Here is a 17,273-nt window from a genome sequence, read left to right as displayed (position 1 = left end):
AAAGGATCCACAGCGGGTACGGCGTCCCGTCGAGTCGGGCTTCAGCGTCATGGCATGGAGGCCCCACGCACACCCTGCCCTCGAACTATGGTGTCCCACCACATGTCCGCCTGACCTGCGCCTTCCTACGGTGTCCCGACACGACCCGTCCCCAGCGAACATCCGGAAGTGGTGCACATGGCCTCCGCAGCAACCGCTCCACCAACGCCAGCCAGTCTCCAGCGCATCGTCGCCGCCAGCCTCATCGGCACCACCATCGAGTGGTACGACAACTCATCCGTTCAGAACTAGATGAATAAGTCCGATGTCTGATCTGGTCGTTCTTGAACTTCCCGTGCGGTGGTCTGTGATCCTGGAGGGACTACGACGGAGGGAACTGCGCGTATGTCGTCCGGGTATGGCTTTCACCCGTTGTCTCTCGGTGTGAGGTTCGTGTTGGAGCTGGTGGCTCTGGTGTGCTTCGGGCTCTGGGCATGGGCTGTCGTGCCTGGTTTCCTGCGGTATGTCTGCGTGGTTGCCGTTCCCCTGATCGTGGCCGTGCTGTGGGGAGTCTTCGCCACCCCAGACGATGCATCCCGGTCCGGGGGGACGGTGATTGCGACACCTGGTCCGCTGCGGTTCCTGCTGGAGCTGGCTGTGTTCTTCGGCGGTGCGGCGGCGTTGTACGCGGCGGGATCCCGCACTCTCGCCGTGATGCTCGCCGGTGTGCTGGTCGTGTACCACCTGCTGTCGTGGGACCGGGTCTTGTGGCTGGTCAGGCATTGAGTCCGCCCCAGCCGTATCAGGTTCGCGGTGCGTTCGGGAACACACGGAGGGTGTCCAAGATCGTTGCGTGACGAATGACCTGGACACTCTGCTGACCGCGCTGTACGTGAAGGTCGATGATGAGCTGGAAGCCAGCCGTTGGATGGGTAGGCCGCCGCAGCTGGCCGATGCCGAGCTGGTCACCCTCGCGGTCGCGCAGGCGCTGCTCGGCTTCCATTCCGAGACGCGCTGGTTGCGGTACGGGCACACGCACTTGGCCGCGATGTTCCCGTACCTGCCGCAGCAGTCCGGGTACAACAAGCGCCTCAAGGCGGCATTGCCACTGGTGAAGAAGGCGATACGGATGCTCGCCGTGGACACGGACTTCTGGTTCGACAACCACTGGATCGTCGACTCGACACCAGTGCCGTGTGGGATGTCCCGGCCGACAGCGAAACGTTCGGAGATGGTGGGCTGGGCCGGATATGGGTATTGCGCGTCCCACTCCCGGTTCTTCTGGGGCCTACGCCTGTACCTGGTTTGCACGCCGGTTGGCATGCCGATCCTGTGGGCCCTTGCGAACCCGAAGATGGATGAGCGCGAAGTACTGCAGTCCATGCTTGACGTCGAGGCCGGCCTGGTCACAGACAGGCCCGGACTCCTCCTGATCTCCGACAAGGGCTTCGCCTCCAAGGAGTTCGAGAACGATCTCGCGATGCGGGGCATCGAGCTGCTGAGGCCGTCGTTCAAGCGGGAGAAGAAGCGCAAGGGCGAGAGACTGCTCAAGTCCGTACGCCAGCTGATCGAGTCTGTGAACGACACGCTCAAGGGGCAGTTGGGCCTGGAACAGCACGGCGGCCGCACTCACGAGGGTGTTGCCGTCCGCGTCGCCCAGCGCATCCTCGCCATGGCCGCCACGATCTGGCACAACCACAAGACCGGAGCACCCATCATGCGCTCCCTCATCGCATTTGATCACTGAGCACATAGGACTTGCTCGTCTAGGGCCTGCGGTTTTGTCTCGTCTGCGGCCTCGAAGTCAGCACCGAACCAGCACGGGTACGCGGCCTGCTCACTGATGACGTGCGACCCAGCGCCCTCGTGGGTCAAGAGGCCGTGTTTCAGTACCAAGCGCCTTCTCGCCCTCCGTGGTCACCTTCATCTTCGTCATAGCGTTGAAGACCAGGTAGCGGCGGTCGTCGGGGCCGGCGGAGCGGAAGTAGTCGACAGCGCGGTCGCTGAACGACTTCATGCCGACGAGCCTGACGTACGCGTCGGTCAGCTCGCGCCGCACGTGCGGGAAGCTGGTGACGGAACGGCCGTAGAGGAGGCGGTTGTGGGCGTGGGTGACGGCCTCGTACATCGCGTGCTCGCACATGCCGATCGAGGCGGTGCACAGGTTGAACTTCGAGGAGTCGACGACGTTCTTGACCAGGTGGTAGGGCCGGGTGACGGCTGTCGGCGGCGAAGAAGACGTAGCCGTCGGGCCCCTCGACGTCGGTACGGCGGCCGAAGACGGAGACGAGTGCGGCGGCGTTGTCGCTCTGCCAGACCGGACCGAGGTCGAGGATCGTGACCTGCCAGGCGTACCAGTGGTCCAGGCCGTAGAAGCCCAGGATCTCGTTGAGCGCGGCGGTCCGGGCGGTGTCCCACCGCTTGTCCGGTTCCCCCTCCCCCGCAACGGACGACGGCGTCAGAAAGGTGGCGAACAGGCGCTCCTTCGCTGCGAAGGCGAGGAAGTCACCGAGCCACGCGCGGGTCCGGTAGTCCTCGATCAGCCGCTCCAGACGCGACACCAACACGCATGGCTCAACACCACCGGCACCCCAAAAGCAACGGCATTGGAGCGGATGACCCGGGGGGGTGATGTCACCGGTCCCGAGAGGCGCCGTCAGAGACGCTGATGAGAGGTCCGGCTACCGCCCCGCCGAGTGCAATGCCCGGCATCCCGCGGGCGGCAGGTCTGCATAACGTGGGGGCGGCCTGATGATGCTGCTCCTGTGCGCGCCTCTACAGCGAACTCGGACCGGCCATCACCGTCGGCGTCGGCGCCCGGTGGTCCTGCGGCGGTCGTCGCATCCTTGCGGGCGACGCCCCCGGCAAGGTGAGCACGGCCCCACCAGCCGCGGCATTCCCTCATGGTCAGCGTTCACCGCGCGATCCGCTGGTGTGGGCGAAGCGACCCCCGGTGTTATTCAATGAGGTGTGCGGTCAGGGATCTCGGTGCCCCGACGCACAGGTCCGAGTACAGGCGCTGCGCCGGGGATTGCTGAGGGAGCCGCATGGACTCCACACCCTCCCCCTCGTCCTCTTCGCCGTTTGACCAGGTCAGCAGCGCCCTGGGGCGCTACATCCCGCGCGGCGGAGCGGCAGCGGCGGCCGGTCCTGCGAGCGCGCGGGGCGACCGCGCCACCAGCCAACGCGTACCCGACAACCCGGCAGCCGACCGTCAGGATCAGATTCTCGGCGTGGTCATCCTGGACAGGGATCTGAGAATCACCCGCAGCAATCTGGACGCCCCCGTATTCGCGGGTCTGGACGCCGTGGCCGGGAGTCCTTTCGCCGATCTCCTGCCCGCCGGGGACGTACCGACGGTCACACGGCGGTTGCGGCAGGTCCTGGAGATCGGTGAGGCGCACGTCGCCCGGATCCAGCGCCTGCGGCGCGGCGACGGGTCGGAGCTGGTGGTCTCGCTGAGCATCCTGCCCGCCGCGCCGCCTCAGGAGGGCTTGACCGTCTCCGTGATCGCCATGGCCAGGAGGCTGCACCTGTACGCCGCCGAGACCGCGATCGGCACCTCGCTGGACATCGGCGAGACCGCGCAGTCGCTGGCGGAGTCCCTGCTGGCCTGGGGAGACGTGGCCGCCGTCGACCTCGACTTCGCCGTGTGGACGGGCGAGGGTGTCACCGAGCACGCGCAGGGGCGCATCCGGCTACGGCGGGCAGCCCTGGTGCCGGACCGGGCGTGGCCCGAGGGTTACGTGACTCCGGGCGGCGATCTTCCGAGCGACGCGAGTCGCCTGCTGGCACAGGCGGTACGGCGGGACGATGCCCCGCAGCCCATCGTCATACCCGACCGGGAGGCGGTCGAGCGGCTACTCGGCAGTCAGCGAGTGATCCGTGCCCTGGTGCCCGGTGACATGTCGGCGAGTGTGGCGTGCGTACCGCTGGTCCTGGACGGCGCGCCACCCGTCGTGCTGGGCGTGGCGGAGGTCTGGCGGCGGGCGGACTGCCCCTTCCGCGACAGCGAGTTGTTCGACCTGCAGGAACTGGTGGCCAGAACCGCCCATCACGTCGACCTGGCCCGTCAACACCAGCGCGAGCACACGCAGGTGCTGGCGTTGCAGCGCCGGCTGCTGCCCCGGACCGGCGGCCACACCATTGAGATCGCCAGCGTCTACCAGCCCGCCACGCCCGACAGCGCGGGCGTCGGCGGCGACTGGGTGAACAGCTTTCCGCTGCCGGACGGCCGTACCGCGCTGGTAGTCGGTGACGTCGTCGGGCACGGCCTGGGAGCCGCGGCAACCATGGGCCAGCTGAGCATGGAGGCCCGCGCGCTGCTGTCCGCGGGGCTGGCACCCGACGAGGTGCTGGAGCACCTGGACGAGACCGTGACGCTGCTGGACGACGCGGAGTCCGGGCTGGCGGCCGGCTACAGCGCCCTCGGCTCTACCTGCTGCATCGCCCTCTACGACCCGGTCAGCCGCCACCTGGCGCTCTCCAGCGCGGGCCACCTCCCTCCGGTGCTGGTGCTTCCAGACGGGCACGCGGGCCCGCTCGCGGTCCGCCCTCACCCCGGCCTGGGCGCCGAGTTCGCGCTGCGGGAGCCGTTCGACGTGCACACGTTCGACGCGCCCCCGGGCTCCCTGCTCGCCCTCTACACCGACGGCCTGGTGGAGGATCCGGCCCTGTCGATCGACGAGGGCATCAGCAGGCTGGCGGATGCCGTGTCCACGGTGCACCCCTGGGATGCCCTGCAGCAGGCCGCACGGCACGTCGTCTCCACGCTGGCGCCCGTGCGCCAGCGCGACGACGTGACCCTGCTGCTCGCGCGCATGATCGGCTACCGCAAGGGGGACACCGCGACCTGGCGGCTACCCGCTCGCGACGACGCGCCCGCCCGTGCCCGCGCGCACGTCTCCGCACTGCTGCGGCAATGGCACACCAGGAGCGACACCCAGGACGACGTGCCGCTGCTGGTCAGCGAGCTGGTCACGAACGCGGTGCGCTTTGCCGCCGGTCCCATCACGATACGACTGATCAGGGCCGGTGGTGGTCACGGCCTGCTGTGCGAGGTGGGCGACACCGGCAACGGCAGGCCGCGTCTGAGCCGGGGCGGCCTCCTCGACGACGGCGGGCGTGGCCTGCACATCGTGCACCGGCTCACCACCCGGTGGGGGGTGCGGTGGACGGACACCGGCAAGGTGGTCTGGGCGGAAGTCGCAAGATGACGCGGCTGCGGGGCGGGGCGCGGCCGGGCGTACGCGAGCGCGGCGAGGGCAGGGGCGGCGTGCGCGTCAGCCGGCGCCACCGACGGTACGGACGGCGCCCTCAGCGGTACCGGTGGCATGACCGGTGATGCGGGCGGCCCGTTCGCTGCTACGGGTGGCGCGGGCTCGCACTACAGCCACTCCCCTTCCAGGGCGGTGGCGGTGAGGCCCGGTGCCGCCGCGTACAGGACGGCGCGACTGCCCGACTTCTGTCCGGCGTCGTGCGCCCGCCTCAGGATGTCGAACACGGCGGCGCCTCCGCGGTTGCCGCTGGTGTAGCTGTCCCGGCTGTAGTCCAGCAGCCCGGACGGCCACGCGTCGGGCATCGTCTGCTCCATGTACTCCAGCACCCGGGTCCCTCCGGGGTGCGCGAGCAGCACGTCGGGGTGCCAGGAGTCGGGGTCGTCTTGGTAACGGACGCGCAGCCACTCCCACATCGCGGTGACCGTCTCCTGTACGGCGCGCGGCCCGCGCCGGTCCATCACGAAGTGGGTGCCGTCCGCCCGCGTTTCCAGGCAGTGCAGGTCTTGGGTGTCGGGCACGGTGTGGTGCCAGGCCGCGTCCAGCCGCAGCACCGACTCGCGCCTCGGGCGGCCCGTGACCACCGCGGCGACAGCGGTGTCCGCGAACAGCAACCGGACGATCAGGGACTCGAGGGTGTCGTCCGCGGGCTGGTAGGTCGTGCTCAGCGCCTCCGCGATCACGACCAGGACCACCCGATCGGGGTCCGCGGCCACGAGATCAGCCGCCAGGGCCAGGGAGCGGGTCCCCGCGACACAGGCCCACTGCGTGGCCGGCAGCAGCATCACGTCGTCGCGGAGCGCAAGTTTGTTGGCCAGGGCGATGTCCAGACCGGGCAGCGCCGGGGTGGTGGAGTGACTGGTGATCAGGCAGTCGATGTCCGAGGCGTCCAGCCCGGCGATCTGCAGGGCCCCGCGCGCCGCACGCTCCCCGTAGGACTGCACGGCCTCCCAGGCCGGCGCGGTGCGCTCCTGGACGGTTTGCGGCGCGGGTATCGCCTCGAGGGTGGCGATCACGCGGTCCACGTCCTGCTGGGTGAACCCGTCGCGTTCAAGCGCCTCTTGGGCGGTCCCGATGCCGACAGCCTGCAGGCCGCTGCCGGCGCCGGGCGCGACGGCGGTCTCCAGCGGCAGCATCCACCCGCGGGTCTCGATGCCCGTACTGGCCGCGATGCCGTCGATCCGCGGCGCCCACGCCGCATGCGGGTGCCGGTCGCGCACCTCCGCCACGATCTGGCTGGTCTCCACGGCGTGCTCGCCGTGAATCACGGCAGGAGGACAGAGGTAAGCGGCCATGATGGGCACCTTTCCAGGGGAACAAGGAGGAACGTCACGAGGGCTGCGTCATGGGCCGCTTTGGAACTTCGCGCCCATGCCGATGGGCTCCACTTCGGGAGTCGCTGTCCAGGTCGAGCATGGACGCGAAAGGGGCATTTATGCTGTGACTAAGACAACTTGGGCGGTCTTTGGAGGGCGTGATACGGCACACACCGCTGAAACAGAGGGGCCCTCAGAGCGGTTCCACAGGTCTTACCTGACTCGCCGTCAGTCGGGGGGTTGCCTGGTCCGGGCGCGCACCGCCGGCCGGCTGGTGTCGGCGCCCGCCGTGACGGTCCCGCGGAGGCGGCCTGCCGGAGGCCACCCGGCTGATGACGCGACACGGCATCGAACGACTCCCGATGGTCGACGAAAAAGACCGGCTCGTCGACATCGTCACCCGCCGCGACCTGCTCCAGGTCTTCCTGCGCTCCGCCGAGGAGATCTGGCAGGCCGTGCAACGTGAGGTGTTCGCCGACGCGCTCCGGCTCAGCCCCCAGATCTCCGAAGTCGCCGTCCACGACGGTGCGGTCACGCTCACCGGGCAGCTGGAAAGCGGCGCAGCGCCGCCGTCGCGGTGGGTCCGACGCGCCCGCTGGACGGTGTCGTCGACGTCGTGGACAACCTCACCTACCGCTTCGACGACAGGCACACACAGGCCACCGGACCGACCGAGCACGGAATGGCCGACGACTGGCTGCGCGAGTCATGAGCCCCCGGACCCCACCCACTGTCGGCCGGCCTTGCGGCCACGGGGGGGCAAAGGCCCTCGGACATGGTCGAGATGGCCCACCGATCGGGTCGGTCGCCCGCCCAGCTGCTGGTCCGACTCAAAGGGGCCCGCACCCCGGCCCGTTGGGCGCCGCTGCCCGACGGAACGTATCTGACACGGATCAACGGGGTCCGGCTGCGGATCATCGACGCGCTCATCGCCGTAACCACCGCCCAAGGACTGCGGCTGCAGGGACACTACCGATTGGCCACACCCTCCTCGATCACTGCCGCCATCCCGCCGCCGGACTGGCCGCGCTCCACCACGAACGCTGGGAGATCGAGTCGGCCTTCCACTCCCTGCGTCACACGCTGCAGACCGGACTGTTGCTGCGCTCCCAGGACCCGGCCGGTGTCCAGCAGGAGCTATGAGCACACCTGGCCGCTCAGGCTGTGCCTCGGACCATGGCGGAGGTTGCCGAATCCAGGCCCGGAACCGACCCGACCGCACCTCGTTCACCGTCCCCCTGGAAGCCGCCAAGGACCAGGTCATCGCCGCTGCAGGCGTGCTGCCTAACGGAGAACCAGGCCGGATTGGACAGGCTGTTCTGGAGAACCTGCTGCCGTCGCATCGGCTGCGAATCGCCCCGCGCCGCGTCAAGCGCCCGATCTCCCGGTACGCGTCACCGCCGGACCAGGCCCAGGTCCTCGGCGCGGCCCGCATCAGCGACGTGACCATCACCGTGGACCAGAGTCAACAGGCCCCGGTGGGTCGACTTGACCGGACGCTGCAGTTGATGCGGACCGACCCGGCACGTTCCTGGCGCGCCTGCGAGATCGCCCGGGGGATCGGCTTGGACGACGCACGCGGACTACGTGCCGAACTCGGCGGGTGGGTCCACGAGGGCATCCTCCGCAGGATCGCCCGCGGCGTCTACGCGATTGACGACGAGTGAAAACGTCCGGCTGCCAGCACGACCCCGTCTCCGGGGCGTTGACAACCGTGAACTCGCCTTGACTACGCGGCCTTGGAAGTACCCCGACGAGTTGCGTGAGCGAGCCCTCCGCGAGGTGAGGACCCCGGCCGCCCCGTCTCGCACGCCGTCCGGGACCTGGGCATCCACAAGAAAGCCCTGTGGCAATGGGTCCGCCAGGCCGAGGCCGACCAGGGCGAGCGGCCCGATCTGCTGACCACTGCAGAGAGTCAAACTGCTGCGAGGCCACTGCAGTGGCCTCGCCGACCCTTAAAGCGCGGCCCCGCTCCCGGCGGCCGTCATGCCAGCTCCAGGACGAGCTTGCCGACGTTCTCGCCACGGAAGAGCATCTGCAGCGTCTCGGGGAAGTCGTCCACGCTCCCTCTCACGACGTGCTCCTTGACCTTGATGCGGCCGTCGGCGATCCAGGCGGAGATGTCCTGCGCGGCCTGTGGATAGCGCTTGGCATGGTCGAAGACGACGAATCCCTCCATCCGGGCGCGGCGCACCAGCAGTGTCAGGTAGTTCGAGGGGCCCTTGACCGGGGTGGCGCTGTTGTACTGACTGATCGCACCGCAGACCACGACGCGCGCGTGCATCGCCAGCCGGGTCAGGGCAGCGTCGAGGATGTCGCCGCCCACGTTGTCGAAGTAGACGTCGATGCCGTCGGGGGCGTGCCGGCGCAGCGCCTTCCTGACGTCGTCGGCGCGGTAGTCGATCGCTGCGTCGAATCCCAGTTCGTCGGTGAGCAACGCACACTTCTCCGGCCCACCGGCGATGCCCACCACCCGGCAGCCCTTGGCCTTCGCGATCTGACCCGCGATGGTACCGACCGCGCCGGCCGCCCCCGACACCACGACGGTCTCGCCGTCCTTCAACGCCCCGACGTCCAGCAGGCCGAAATAGGCGGTCATACCGGGCATGCCCAGTGCGCCCAGATACGTCGAGGGCGGGGCGAGGGAGGTGTCGATCTTCATGGCGCCGTTGCCGTCGGAGACCACGTGCTCCTGGACGCCGAACATTCCGACTACGTGATCACCCGGCTGGAAGTCGGGGTGGCTGGAGGCGGTGACCTCGATGACCGATCCGGCGCGCATCACCTCACCGATGCCCACCGGCGGCAGGTAGGAGGGACGGTCGTCCAGCCAGCCCCGCATCGCCGGGTCCAGGGAGATGACGCGCGTGCGGCCCGTGAACCGGCCCGGGCCCGGTTCGTCGACGGGCCCCGCACAGTGCTCCCAGTCATCGGGTTCGACCTCGCCCACGGGGCGGGCTGCCAGTCGGATCTGGCGGTTGGTCGCAGACATCGCGCCTCCTGTCGTTGCGGCTACCCCTGACCATACCGACCAGTAGGTACGTCGGTTGCCGTGATATACGCCACAGGCCGCTCCGCCCGTCACCCGTCTACGGTTCACAGGCCGTCGAGCCGTCGATGGACGCCGCCCACCGGACGCCACGTCGAGCCCAAAAAGTGACTCCCCGCAGGCTCGCCCAGCATTCCAACCAGTCGGTATTGTGCGCACACCCTTCTCCACCAGCCGCCCCCAAGGATCCGAGCCGCATCGGAAGGCCACGCGATGACATATCCCGATGACGAGCATTACCCGCAGCCGGAATGGCCGCAGCCGCGGACCGAGCCGTACGGCCACGCCCCTCGGTACGAGCCGTACGGGCGGGGTCCGGGGCGGGAGCCCACCCCGTCCGGATACGACGACTCTCCGTACGACTGGTACGGGCAAGCCGCCCGGCAGGAACCGTACGCGCACGAGACGCATCGCCACAGCGCCGACCTCGCCGCCCTTCGCTCGGCCTACCGGGTGCTCCGCCGGGTCTCCACGATCACCGCGCTCGGCTCCTTCGTGGTGTACGTGGTGCTGTCCTGCTACGCACCGGGGCTGATGGGGGCCAGGATCACCGGGGAGCTGAGCCTGGGAATAGCCCTGGGGGTCCTTCAGCTCGTCGTCACCTTCGCGGCGGTCTTCTCGTACGAGCGCAGCGCACAACGCGCGGTGGACCCGTTGGCCCGCACCGTCAGGGAGCGGGCGGCCGGCCGGGCCCCGGGGGTGGCGAGATGACCGACTTCGACTCCGGGTCGCAGGCCACCGTCCTCGTCCTCTTCACCGCCCTGGTCACCGTCACGCTGCTGATGTGCGTGATGACGGGACCGGACCGCGACGACCTGACGAACTTCTACACCGGCTACCTTTCGCTCACCCCGTTCAAGAACGGCCTGGCCATTGCGGGCGACTACATCTCCGCGGCCACGGTGCTGAGTACCAGCGGCATCATCGCGCTCGCCGGATACGACGGCTATGTCCTCACGGTCAGCACCGCCTTGTCCCTGGTGCTGCTGATGTTCCTGCTGGCCGAACCTCTGCGCAACGCCGGCAGGTTCACCATGGGCGACGTCCTGGCCCGCACCATGCCCGGGCGGGCCGTGCGTATCGCTTCCTGCGTCGTTACGCTTTCGGCGACCCTGCCCTTCCTGGTCGTCCAGCTCTCCGGGGCCGGGTCGCTGCTCACCTTCATCCTGGACATCCCGCACGGGGCGGGAGCCAGGACGGCATGCATCGTCATCGTCGGCAGCCTGATGATCATTTACGCGGCGCTCGGCGGTATGCGGGGAACCGCGCTCCTTCAGATGATCAAGATCGTCATCCTGCTCGGTACCAGCGTCGTCGTCGCCGCCCTGGTCCTGCACCGCTTCGGCTGGAACCCCGGAGACCTGCTCAGGGCCGCCCAGCACGGCAGCGGCACGGGCCCCGCCTTCCTACAGCAGGGCCTTCAGTTGGGCACCTCGGCCGGCGACCGGCTGGACTTCGTCGGTCTCCAGATCACCGCGGTTCTCGGCGTGGCCTGCCTGCCCCACATCACCATGCGTCTGTTCTCCGCGCAGGACGTACCGGCCGTGCGTCGCTCCATGTCGTGGGCCGTCGGCACGGTCACCACCTTCTGCCTGCTCGTGATCATCTTGGGTACGGGCGCGGCAGCCCTGGTGGGGTCGCGGTCCATCATCGCGGCCGACCCGCATGGCAGGACGTCGGTGCTCATGCTGTCGCAGGTGCTCGGCGGGGCCCCCGCCTCCGCGGGTGCGACGATTCTCTACTCGGCCGTGGCGGGAATGGTGTTCATCACTCTGCTGTCCTCGGTCGCGGGGATGACCCTGGCCGCGGCCTCGTCGCTCGCCCACGACCTGTTCGCCCATGCGGCGCGACAGGGACAGGCGGAGCCGCGTACGGAGATGATGGTGGCGGCGTGGACGAGCGTGGCCGTGGGAACCGTGGCCATCGGGCTCGCCACCCTGGTCCAAAAATGGGACGTCGGCGTGCTGACCACTCTGGCCGTCTGCATCGGGGCATCCGCAGTGGCTCCCGCGCTGACCTACTCCCTGTTCTGGAGAGGATTCACGCGCACCGGCCTGCTCGCCACCCTCTATGGCGGCGCGGCCTGCGCGCTGGTGCTGATGGTCTTTTCCAAGGCCGTCTCGGGCACGCCGTCCGCCGTCTTCCCGACCGCCGACTTCCACTGGTTCCCGATGCAGTCCACCGGACTGGTCTCCATCCCGTTCGGTTACCTGGCGGGCTGGCTGGGCAGCCGTCTGGACCACCGGCGCCGCGGCGCTGACAGCCGGGAGAGCCAGCGGCTGTACGAGGAGAGCGAGGCACGTCTGCTCGCCGCAGCCGAATGACCAAGGTGGCGGGGGCGGACCGGGCAGGCGGCCTCGCTCCCGCCGCCTCAGTCCGCCCAGGGCAAGGCCCCGCACGGGCCCCACGGCAGCCGTATGCCGACACACGCGCCGCTGTGTGAGTCGGCGACCGCGATGGCCTGCGACGGTCAGGTGAGCGTGCCGGCCAGTGGTTGCTCGGTCCACACCGTTTTGCCTTCGCGGGTGTAGCGGGTGCCCCAGCGTTCGGCCATCTGGGCCACCAGGAACAGGCCACGCCCGCCCTCGTCGGTGGTACGCGCGCGGCGCAGGTGTGGTGCGGTGTGGCTGGTGTCGCTGACCTCGCACACCAGAAACCGTTCACGGATCAGCCGCAGGGTCGCAGGGCCACTGGCGTACCGGTAGGCGTTGGTGACCAGTTCGCTGGCGATCAACTCGGTGCTGAACGCCAAGTGCTCCAGGCCCCATTCGGTCAGCTTGGCCGAGGTCAATGCCCGAGCCCGGGCGGCGGCGAGAGGCTCCAGCGTCAGCTGCCAGGAGGCGACATCCTCCGGTGGCAGCATGCGGGTGCGGGCGATCAGCAACGCGATGTCGTCGCTGGGGTGCGCGGGCACGAGCGAGTCGACCACGGCTTGGCATGTCCGTTCCAGCTCGTCCGCAGGGCGGGTGAGCGCTGCGCACAGCTTGCTCAGGCCGATGTCTGCGTCGACGTTGCGCTCGCCGATGATTCCGTTGGTGTACAGGCACAGCAGGCTTCCCGCGGCCAGGTCGATCTCCCGGGCCTCGAACGGCAGGCCGCCCAGGCCGAGAGGTGGGCCTGCGGGCAGGTCGAGCAGGGCCGCCTGTCCGTCCGGACCGGTCACCACCGGAGGCGGGTGGCCCGCGCGGGCCACGGAGCACCGCCGGGAGACAGGGTCGTACACGGCGTACAGGCAGGTGGCGCCGACGACCTGCTCGCCCACGGGCCGTTCGCCGAATGCTTCCTGTTCGGCCGCCAGCAAGGTGATCAGGTCGTCCAGGCGGGAGAGAACCTCGTCCGGTTCCAGGTCGAGGCTGGCGAGCGTGTGTACGGCGGTACGCAGCCGGCCCATCGTGGCAGCGGCGTGGATGCCGCGTCCCACCACGTCGCCGACGACGAGGGCGACCCGAGCCCCGGACAGGGGAATGACGTCGAACCAGTCGCCGCCCAGGCCCGGGGCCGCGCTGGCCGGCAGGTACCGCAGGGCCACCTCGACGGCTGGCTGGTCCGGGACCGCCCGGGGCAGAAGGCTGCTTTGCAGGGTGAACGCGGTCTGCTGCTGCTGGGTGAAGCGCCGGGCGTTGTCGATGGCGACGGCGGCGCGCGAGCCGAGTTCCTGCGCAAGGATGAGATCGTCCGCCTCGAAGGGATCGGGGCGGCTCGAACGCCTCGCGCACGGGGCCGTCTGGGATACGGTCCTGCATGGTCTGGGCTCCTTGTACCGAAGGGGTTCGGATCAAGGCCCCGTCCGGCGTTGCAGTCGCCGAGGCGGGGCCGTCGTCGTGTCGGCGGCGCGGTGGTCACGTGGTCACGGGAGTGGTCACGGACGCGCTGTAGAGGGCCGACACAGGCCGGTACCGGGTGGCGGAGCCCTAGCCAGCTGAACTGGGGAAATGGTGTGCGTCGTCATCCGGCATCACCGGGCGACACGTCTGAACTCGAACTTTCAGTCAGCACAAAATCAGCACCGGAGCCAGCACCGCGCCGTCAAATCACCCCGAATTTCGCATCTCTGACACCGCTGGTTCTGCCGCCCGTAAAGCCCCTAGTCCTCCCCTGGTCCGGGTTTCGCGAGGCAGACGTGGAGGCCACGCTTACACTCCGGCCCCGAAGTATGTTGTCCCGCCACATGTGCGCCTGACGTGCGGATTCCTACGGTGTTCCGACACGTACCCGTCCCCACCACACACGAGGAAGTGGCGCACATGGCCTCCGCAGCACCCGCTCCACCGTCGCCGAACAACCTGAAGCGCATCGTCGCCGCCAGCCTCATCGGCACCACCATCGAGTGGTACGACTTCTTCCTCTACGGCTCGGCCGCCGCCCTCGTCTTCAACAAGCTGTTCTTCCCGGACTCCGACCCGCTCGTCGGCACGCTGCTGTCGTTCCTGACGTACGCGGTCGGGTTCGCCGCCCGGCCGCTCGGCGCGCTCGTGTTCGGGCACTACGGCGACCGGCTCGGCCGCAAGAAGCTGCTGGTGCTGAGCCTGCTGCTGATGGGCGGGGCGACGTTCGCCATCGGCCTGCTGCCCACGCACGCGACCGTCGGCGCCGCCGCCCCCGTGCTGCTCACCACGCTGCGTCTGGTGCAGGGCTTCGCCCTGGGCGGCGAGTGGGGCGGCGCCGTCCTGCTGGTGTCCGAGCACGGGGACGCCAGGCGGCGCGGGTTCTGGGCCTCGTGGCCGCAGACCGGGGCGCCCGCGGGGCAGCTCCTGGCCACCGGTGTGCTCTCACTGCTGACCGCCACGCTGTCGGACGACGCCTTCGGCTCCTGGGGCTGGCGCATCCCGTTCCTGCTCTCCGGCGTCCTGGTGGCCGTCGGTTTGTGGATACGTCTGTCTGTCGATGAATCGCCGGTCTTCAAGCAGGCGTTGGCGCAGGCCGAGGCCCGTAAGGGGGCGCGGGCCGAAGAGCCCGAGAAGCTGCCGCTGGTCTCCGTACTGCGTGACCACTGGCGCGACGTGCTGGTCGCGATGGGCGCCCGGATGGCGGAGAACATCAGCTACTACGTGATCACCGCCTTCATCCTCGTGTACGCCACCACGTCGGCCGGCGTCTCCAGGCAGACGGCGCTCAACGCGGTGCTCATCGCGTCCGCCGTGCACTTCGCCGTCATTCCGGCGTGGGGCGCGCTCTCGGACCGGATCGGCCGCCGGCCCGTCTATCTGCTGGGCGCCGCCGGAGTCGGCCTGTGGATGTTCCCGTTCTTCTCCCTCATCGACACCGGGGGTTTCGGGAACCTGGTCCTCGCCGTCACCGTCGGCCTGGTGCTGCACGGCGCCATGTACGCGCCCCAGGCCGCCTTCTTCTCCGAGATGTTCGCGACCCGGATGCGTTATTCGGGTGCCTCGATCGGCGCCCAGTTCGCCTCGGTCGCGGCGGGCGCGCCCGCACCGCTCATCGCGACCGCCCTGCTGTCCGACTACGGCAGCTCCACACCGATCTCCCTGTATGTGATCGCGGCGGCCGTCGTCACGCTGATCGCGGTGGGGGCCGCCAAGGAGACACGGCACCGCGACCTGGCCGAGGTCGACGCCCCGACCGACGATCGGCCCGTGGCTGCCCCGACGGCGGACGCCCGCACCGCCTGAACCCCCGACCCCACGCCCGCACTGACCCCCGTACGCGGCTGACGTGTACGGGGGTCAGTGCGGAGCTGCGGACGACAACCGGTACAGCCGTAGGGCGAGTTGGATCTCCAGCACGCGGGCCGGGCTCTGCCAGTCGTCCCCGAGCAGCCGCCCCACCCGCTCCAGCCGCTGCGCGACCGTGTTCACATGCACATGCAGGTCGTCCTTCGTGCGCGCCGGACTCATGCCGCACGCGAAGTACGCGTCGAGGGTGCGCAGCAGATCGGTGCCCCGCCGCTCGTCGTACGTCACCACCCGGCCGATGGTGCGGTCGACGAAGCCGGAGATGTCCCGGTCGCCGGCGAGCAGGAGCCCCAGAAACCCGAAGTCCTCGGCGGCGGCGCCGTCTCCGGCCCGGCCGAGCAGACGCAGGGCTTCCAGGCAGCGCTGCCCCTCCGCGTACGCCGCGACCACGGCGTCCGGGCGGGCGGCGAGCTGCTCGACGGGCGCGGAGGCGCCGACGGTGACCCCCTCACGCACGGCGGTGCCGAGGTCCCTGGCCGTACGGCGGGCCAGGGTCGTCGCGGTGTCGCCGGGGCCGAGGGGGAGCAGCAGGACGGTGCCGCCCTCGCGGGCCGCGGCCAGCCCGTGCCGGGTGGTGGCGAGATGGGAGGCGGCGGACCACAGGCGTCTGCGGGCGGCGGCCTCCTGGTCGGCATCGGCGGCTGTGGCGTCGAGCCGGGCGGCCAGCACCACATGGGGACCGTCGAGATCGGCGTGCAGGCGGGCGGCCCGCTCGCGCAGCAGACGCGGATCGCGGTCGCGGGCGTCCAGCAGGTCGTCCAACAGCTCGCCGCGGACCCGCTGTTCGGCCTCAGAGGCGGAGCGTCTGGCGAGCAGGAGCAGTGATGTGACCATCGCGGCGCGTTCCAGGGTGCGCTGGTCGACGGGGTCGAGGCCCGGATGCCCGCGCAGCATCAGTGTGCCGAGCAGTTCGCCGCCGGCCGCCACGGCGGCGACCCAGTCGTCCCCGTGCCGCACGGCGTGGCCCTCGGCGCGGGATGCCTCCAGAGCGGCGGTCGGTGCGTCGCCCGTCTCGGCGAACTCGACGGTGCCGTCGAGGACTTCGGACACGGCGGCGGCCACGTCGTGGACCCCGCCGCCGCGCAGCACGAGTTCGGCGAGCCGGTCGTGGACGTCCGACGCGCGCTCGATCACTGAGCTGCGGTCCCGGATGATCTCGTTGGCGCGGCCCAGACGGTCGAGGGCGGAACGGGTCTCCGTGAGCCAGTTCGCCGTGTCGATCGCCGCTGCGGCCAGGGCCGCGAACGAGCCGAGGAGGGCGATCTGCTCCCGCTCGAAGACCCGCGCGCGCCGGTCCGCCGCGAACAGCACCCCGATGACCTGCGGCCCGATCATCAACGGCACGCCGAGAATCGCGACGAGCCCTTCGTCCCGTACGCCCGCGTCGATGGCCCCGGTGTGCTGGAAACGCTCGTCCTTGAAGTAGTCGTCGGTGACATACGGGCGGGCGGTCTGCGCGACGAGTCCGCCCAGTCCCTCCCCCATGCCGAGCCGCAGCTGCTGGAAGCGTGCGGCCACCGAACCCTCGGTGACCCTCATGTAGGTGTCGCCCCTGGCCGCGTCGTTCAGGCTCAGATACGCGACGTCCGTGCCCAGCAGTGACCGGGCCCGCTGCACGATCGCCCGGAGTACGGCATCGAGGTCGCGCAGGCCCGCCAGGTCGTGCGCGGTCTCGAACAGCGCGGAGAGCTCGGCCTCACGGCGGCGCCGGCCCTCTATCTCCGAGCGCACACGCAGGGCCAGCAGCTTGGCCTGTTCGAGCGCGGCGATGCGCTCGGGCGGACGGCCCTCGGCGCGGGCGAGGAGCACCGGCTGCTCGTACGCGTCGGCGGACGCGCCTCTGGCCAGGAGTTCCAGAAACGGCGCCTCGGCGCTGTCGGCGGAGCGCTCGGCGGATTGCACGTGATCGCGGGACATGCTCACAGGATTACGCATCGGCGGCCCGGCACCAGGGCCCCTG

General features: G+C 69.8%; 10 protein-coding genes and 3 pseudogenes. 8 read left to right on the top strand and 5 right to left on the bottom strand.

Translation table 11 applies throughout. The annotated features are described in order from the left end of the window. Nucleotides 1–384: 384 nt before the first annotated feature. Nucleotides 385–765 (top strand): YrdB family protein, encoded by a 381-nt coding sequence (locus OIC96_RS42715; RefSeq protein WP_330302677.1) that lies wholly within the window; start codon nt 385–387, stop codon nt 763–765. A 67-nt stretch (nt 766–832) separates the two neighbouring features. Beyond that, the gene (locus OIC96_RS42710; protein WP_330302678.1) at nt 833–1,726 is read left to right on the top strand and encodes an IS982 family transposase; all 894 of its coding nucleotides are present in this window, start codon (nt 833–835) and stop codon (nt 1,724–1,726) included. Between the two features lie 147 nt (nt 1,727–1,873). Here OIC96_RS42710 and OIC96_RS42705 read toward each other — a convergent pair. Continuing rightward, nucleotides 1,874–2,525: pseudogene (locus tag OIC96_RS42705) on the bottom strand (acyl-CoA dehydrogenase family protein); the annotation flags it as partial. A gap of 501 nt (nt 2,526–3,026) precedes the next feature. Here OIC96_RS42705 and OIC96_RS42700 point away from each other — a divergent pair. After that, nucleotides 3,027–5,195 carry an ATP-binding SpoIIE family protein phosphatase gene (locus OIC96_RS42700; RefSeq protein WP_330302679.1) on the top strand — a complete coding sequence of 723 codons (2,169 nt, stop codon included), beginning with the start codon at nt 3,027–3,029 and terminating at the stop codon, nt 5,193–5,195. Between the two features lie 170 nt (nt 5,196–5,365). Here the strand turns inward: OIC96_RS42700 and OIC96_RS42695 are convergent, their stop codons facing one another. After that, complete coding sequence (locus OIC96_RS42695; RefSeq protein ID WP_330302680.1) at nt 5,366–6,550, bottom strand: type III polyketide synthase; 1,185 nt, start codon at nt 6,548–6,550, stop codon at nt 5,366–5,368. A gap of 598 nt (nt 6,551–7,148) precedes the next feature. Between OIC96_RS42695 and OIC96_RS42690 the strand changes: the two genes are divergently transcribed. Both OIC96_RS42690 and OIC96_RS42685 read left to right on the top strand, forming a co-directional pair. Continuing rightward, nucleotides 7,149–7,283: a hypothetical protein gene (locus tag OIC96_RS42690; RefSeq protein ID WP_330302681.1), complete on the top strand. Its 135-nt coding sequence runs from the start codon at nt 7,149–7,151 to the stop codon at nt 7,281–7,283. Nucleotides 7,284–7,298: 15 nt separating this feature from the next. Then, nucleotides 7,299–8,300: pseudogene (locus tag OIC96_RS42685) on the top strand (IS4-like element ISSav1 family transposase); the annotation flags it as partial. A 255-nt stretch (nt 8,301–8,555) separates the two neighbouring features. Here the strand turns inward: OIC96_RS42685 and OIC96_RS42680 are convergent. Further along, nucleotides 8,556–9,563, bottom strand: coding sequence for an NADP-dependent oxidoreductase (locus OIC96_RS42680; RefSeq protein ID WP_330302682.1), 1,008 nt, complete (start codon nt 9,561–9,563; stop codon nt 8,556–8,558). A 270-nt stretch (nt 9,564–9,833) separates the two neighbouring features. Here OIC96_RS42680 and OIC96_RS42675 point away from each other — a divergent pair, with 270 nt between their 5' ends. Both OIC96_RS42675 and OIC96_RS42670 read left to right on the top strand, forming a co-directional pair. Next, nucleotides 9,834–10,331 carry a DUF485 domain-containing protein gene (locus tag OIC96_RS42675; RefSeq protein ID WP_330302683.1) on the top strand — a complete coding sequence of 166 codons (498 nt, stop codon included), beginning with the start codon at nt 9,834–9,836 and terminating at the stop codon, nt 10,329–10,331. Then, a complete protein-coding gene (locus OIC96_RS42670) occupies nt 10,328–11,944 on the top strand; it encodes a sodium/solute symporter (protein WP_330302684.1) in 1,617 nt (538 codons plus the stop codon). The genes OIC96_RS42675 and OIC96_RS42670 overlap by 4 nt, the downstream gene beginning before the upstream one ends. Nucleotides 11,945–12,090: 146 nt before the next feature. On the opposite strand, the pseudogene OIC96_RS42665 reads toward OIC96_RS42670, so the two are convergent. After that, nucleotides 12,091–13,326 (bottom strand): annotated as a pseudogene (locus tag OIC96_RS42665) (SpoIIE family protein phosphatase); the annotation flags it as partial. 538 nt (nt 13,327–13,864) lie between these two features. Between OIC96_RS42665 and OIC96_RS42660 the strand changes: the two are divergent. Beyond that, nucleotides 13,865–15,250, top strand: a complete 1,386-nt coding sequence (locus OIC96_RS42660) for an MFS transporter (protein WP_330302685.1) — start codon at nt 13,865–13,867, stop codon at nt 15,248–15,250. Between the two features lie 54 nt (nt 15,251–15,304). On the opposite strand, the gene OIC96_RS42655 is transcribed toward OIC96_RS42660, so the two are convergent. Continuing rightward, nucleotides 15,305–17,230, bottom strand: coding sequence for a helix-turn-helix domain-containing protein (locus OIC96_RS42655; protein ID WP_330302686.1), 1,926 nt, complete (start codon nt 17,228–17,230; stop codon nt 15,305–15,307). Nucleotides 17,231–17,273 lie beyond the last annotated feature (43 nt).

The sequence above is a fragment of the Streptomyces sp. NBC_00775 genome (genome assembly GCF_036347135.1).
Lineage (GTDB): Bacteria > Actinomycetota > Actinomycetes > Streptomycetales > Streptomycetaceae > Streptomyces > Streptomyces lutosisoli.
Note: the sequence above shows the minus strand (reverse complement) of the source record. Positions and strands in the feature narration are given on the sequence as shown.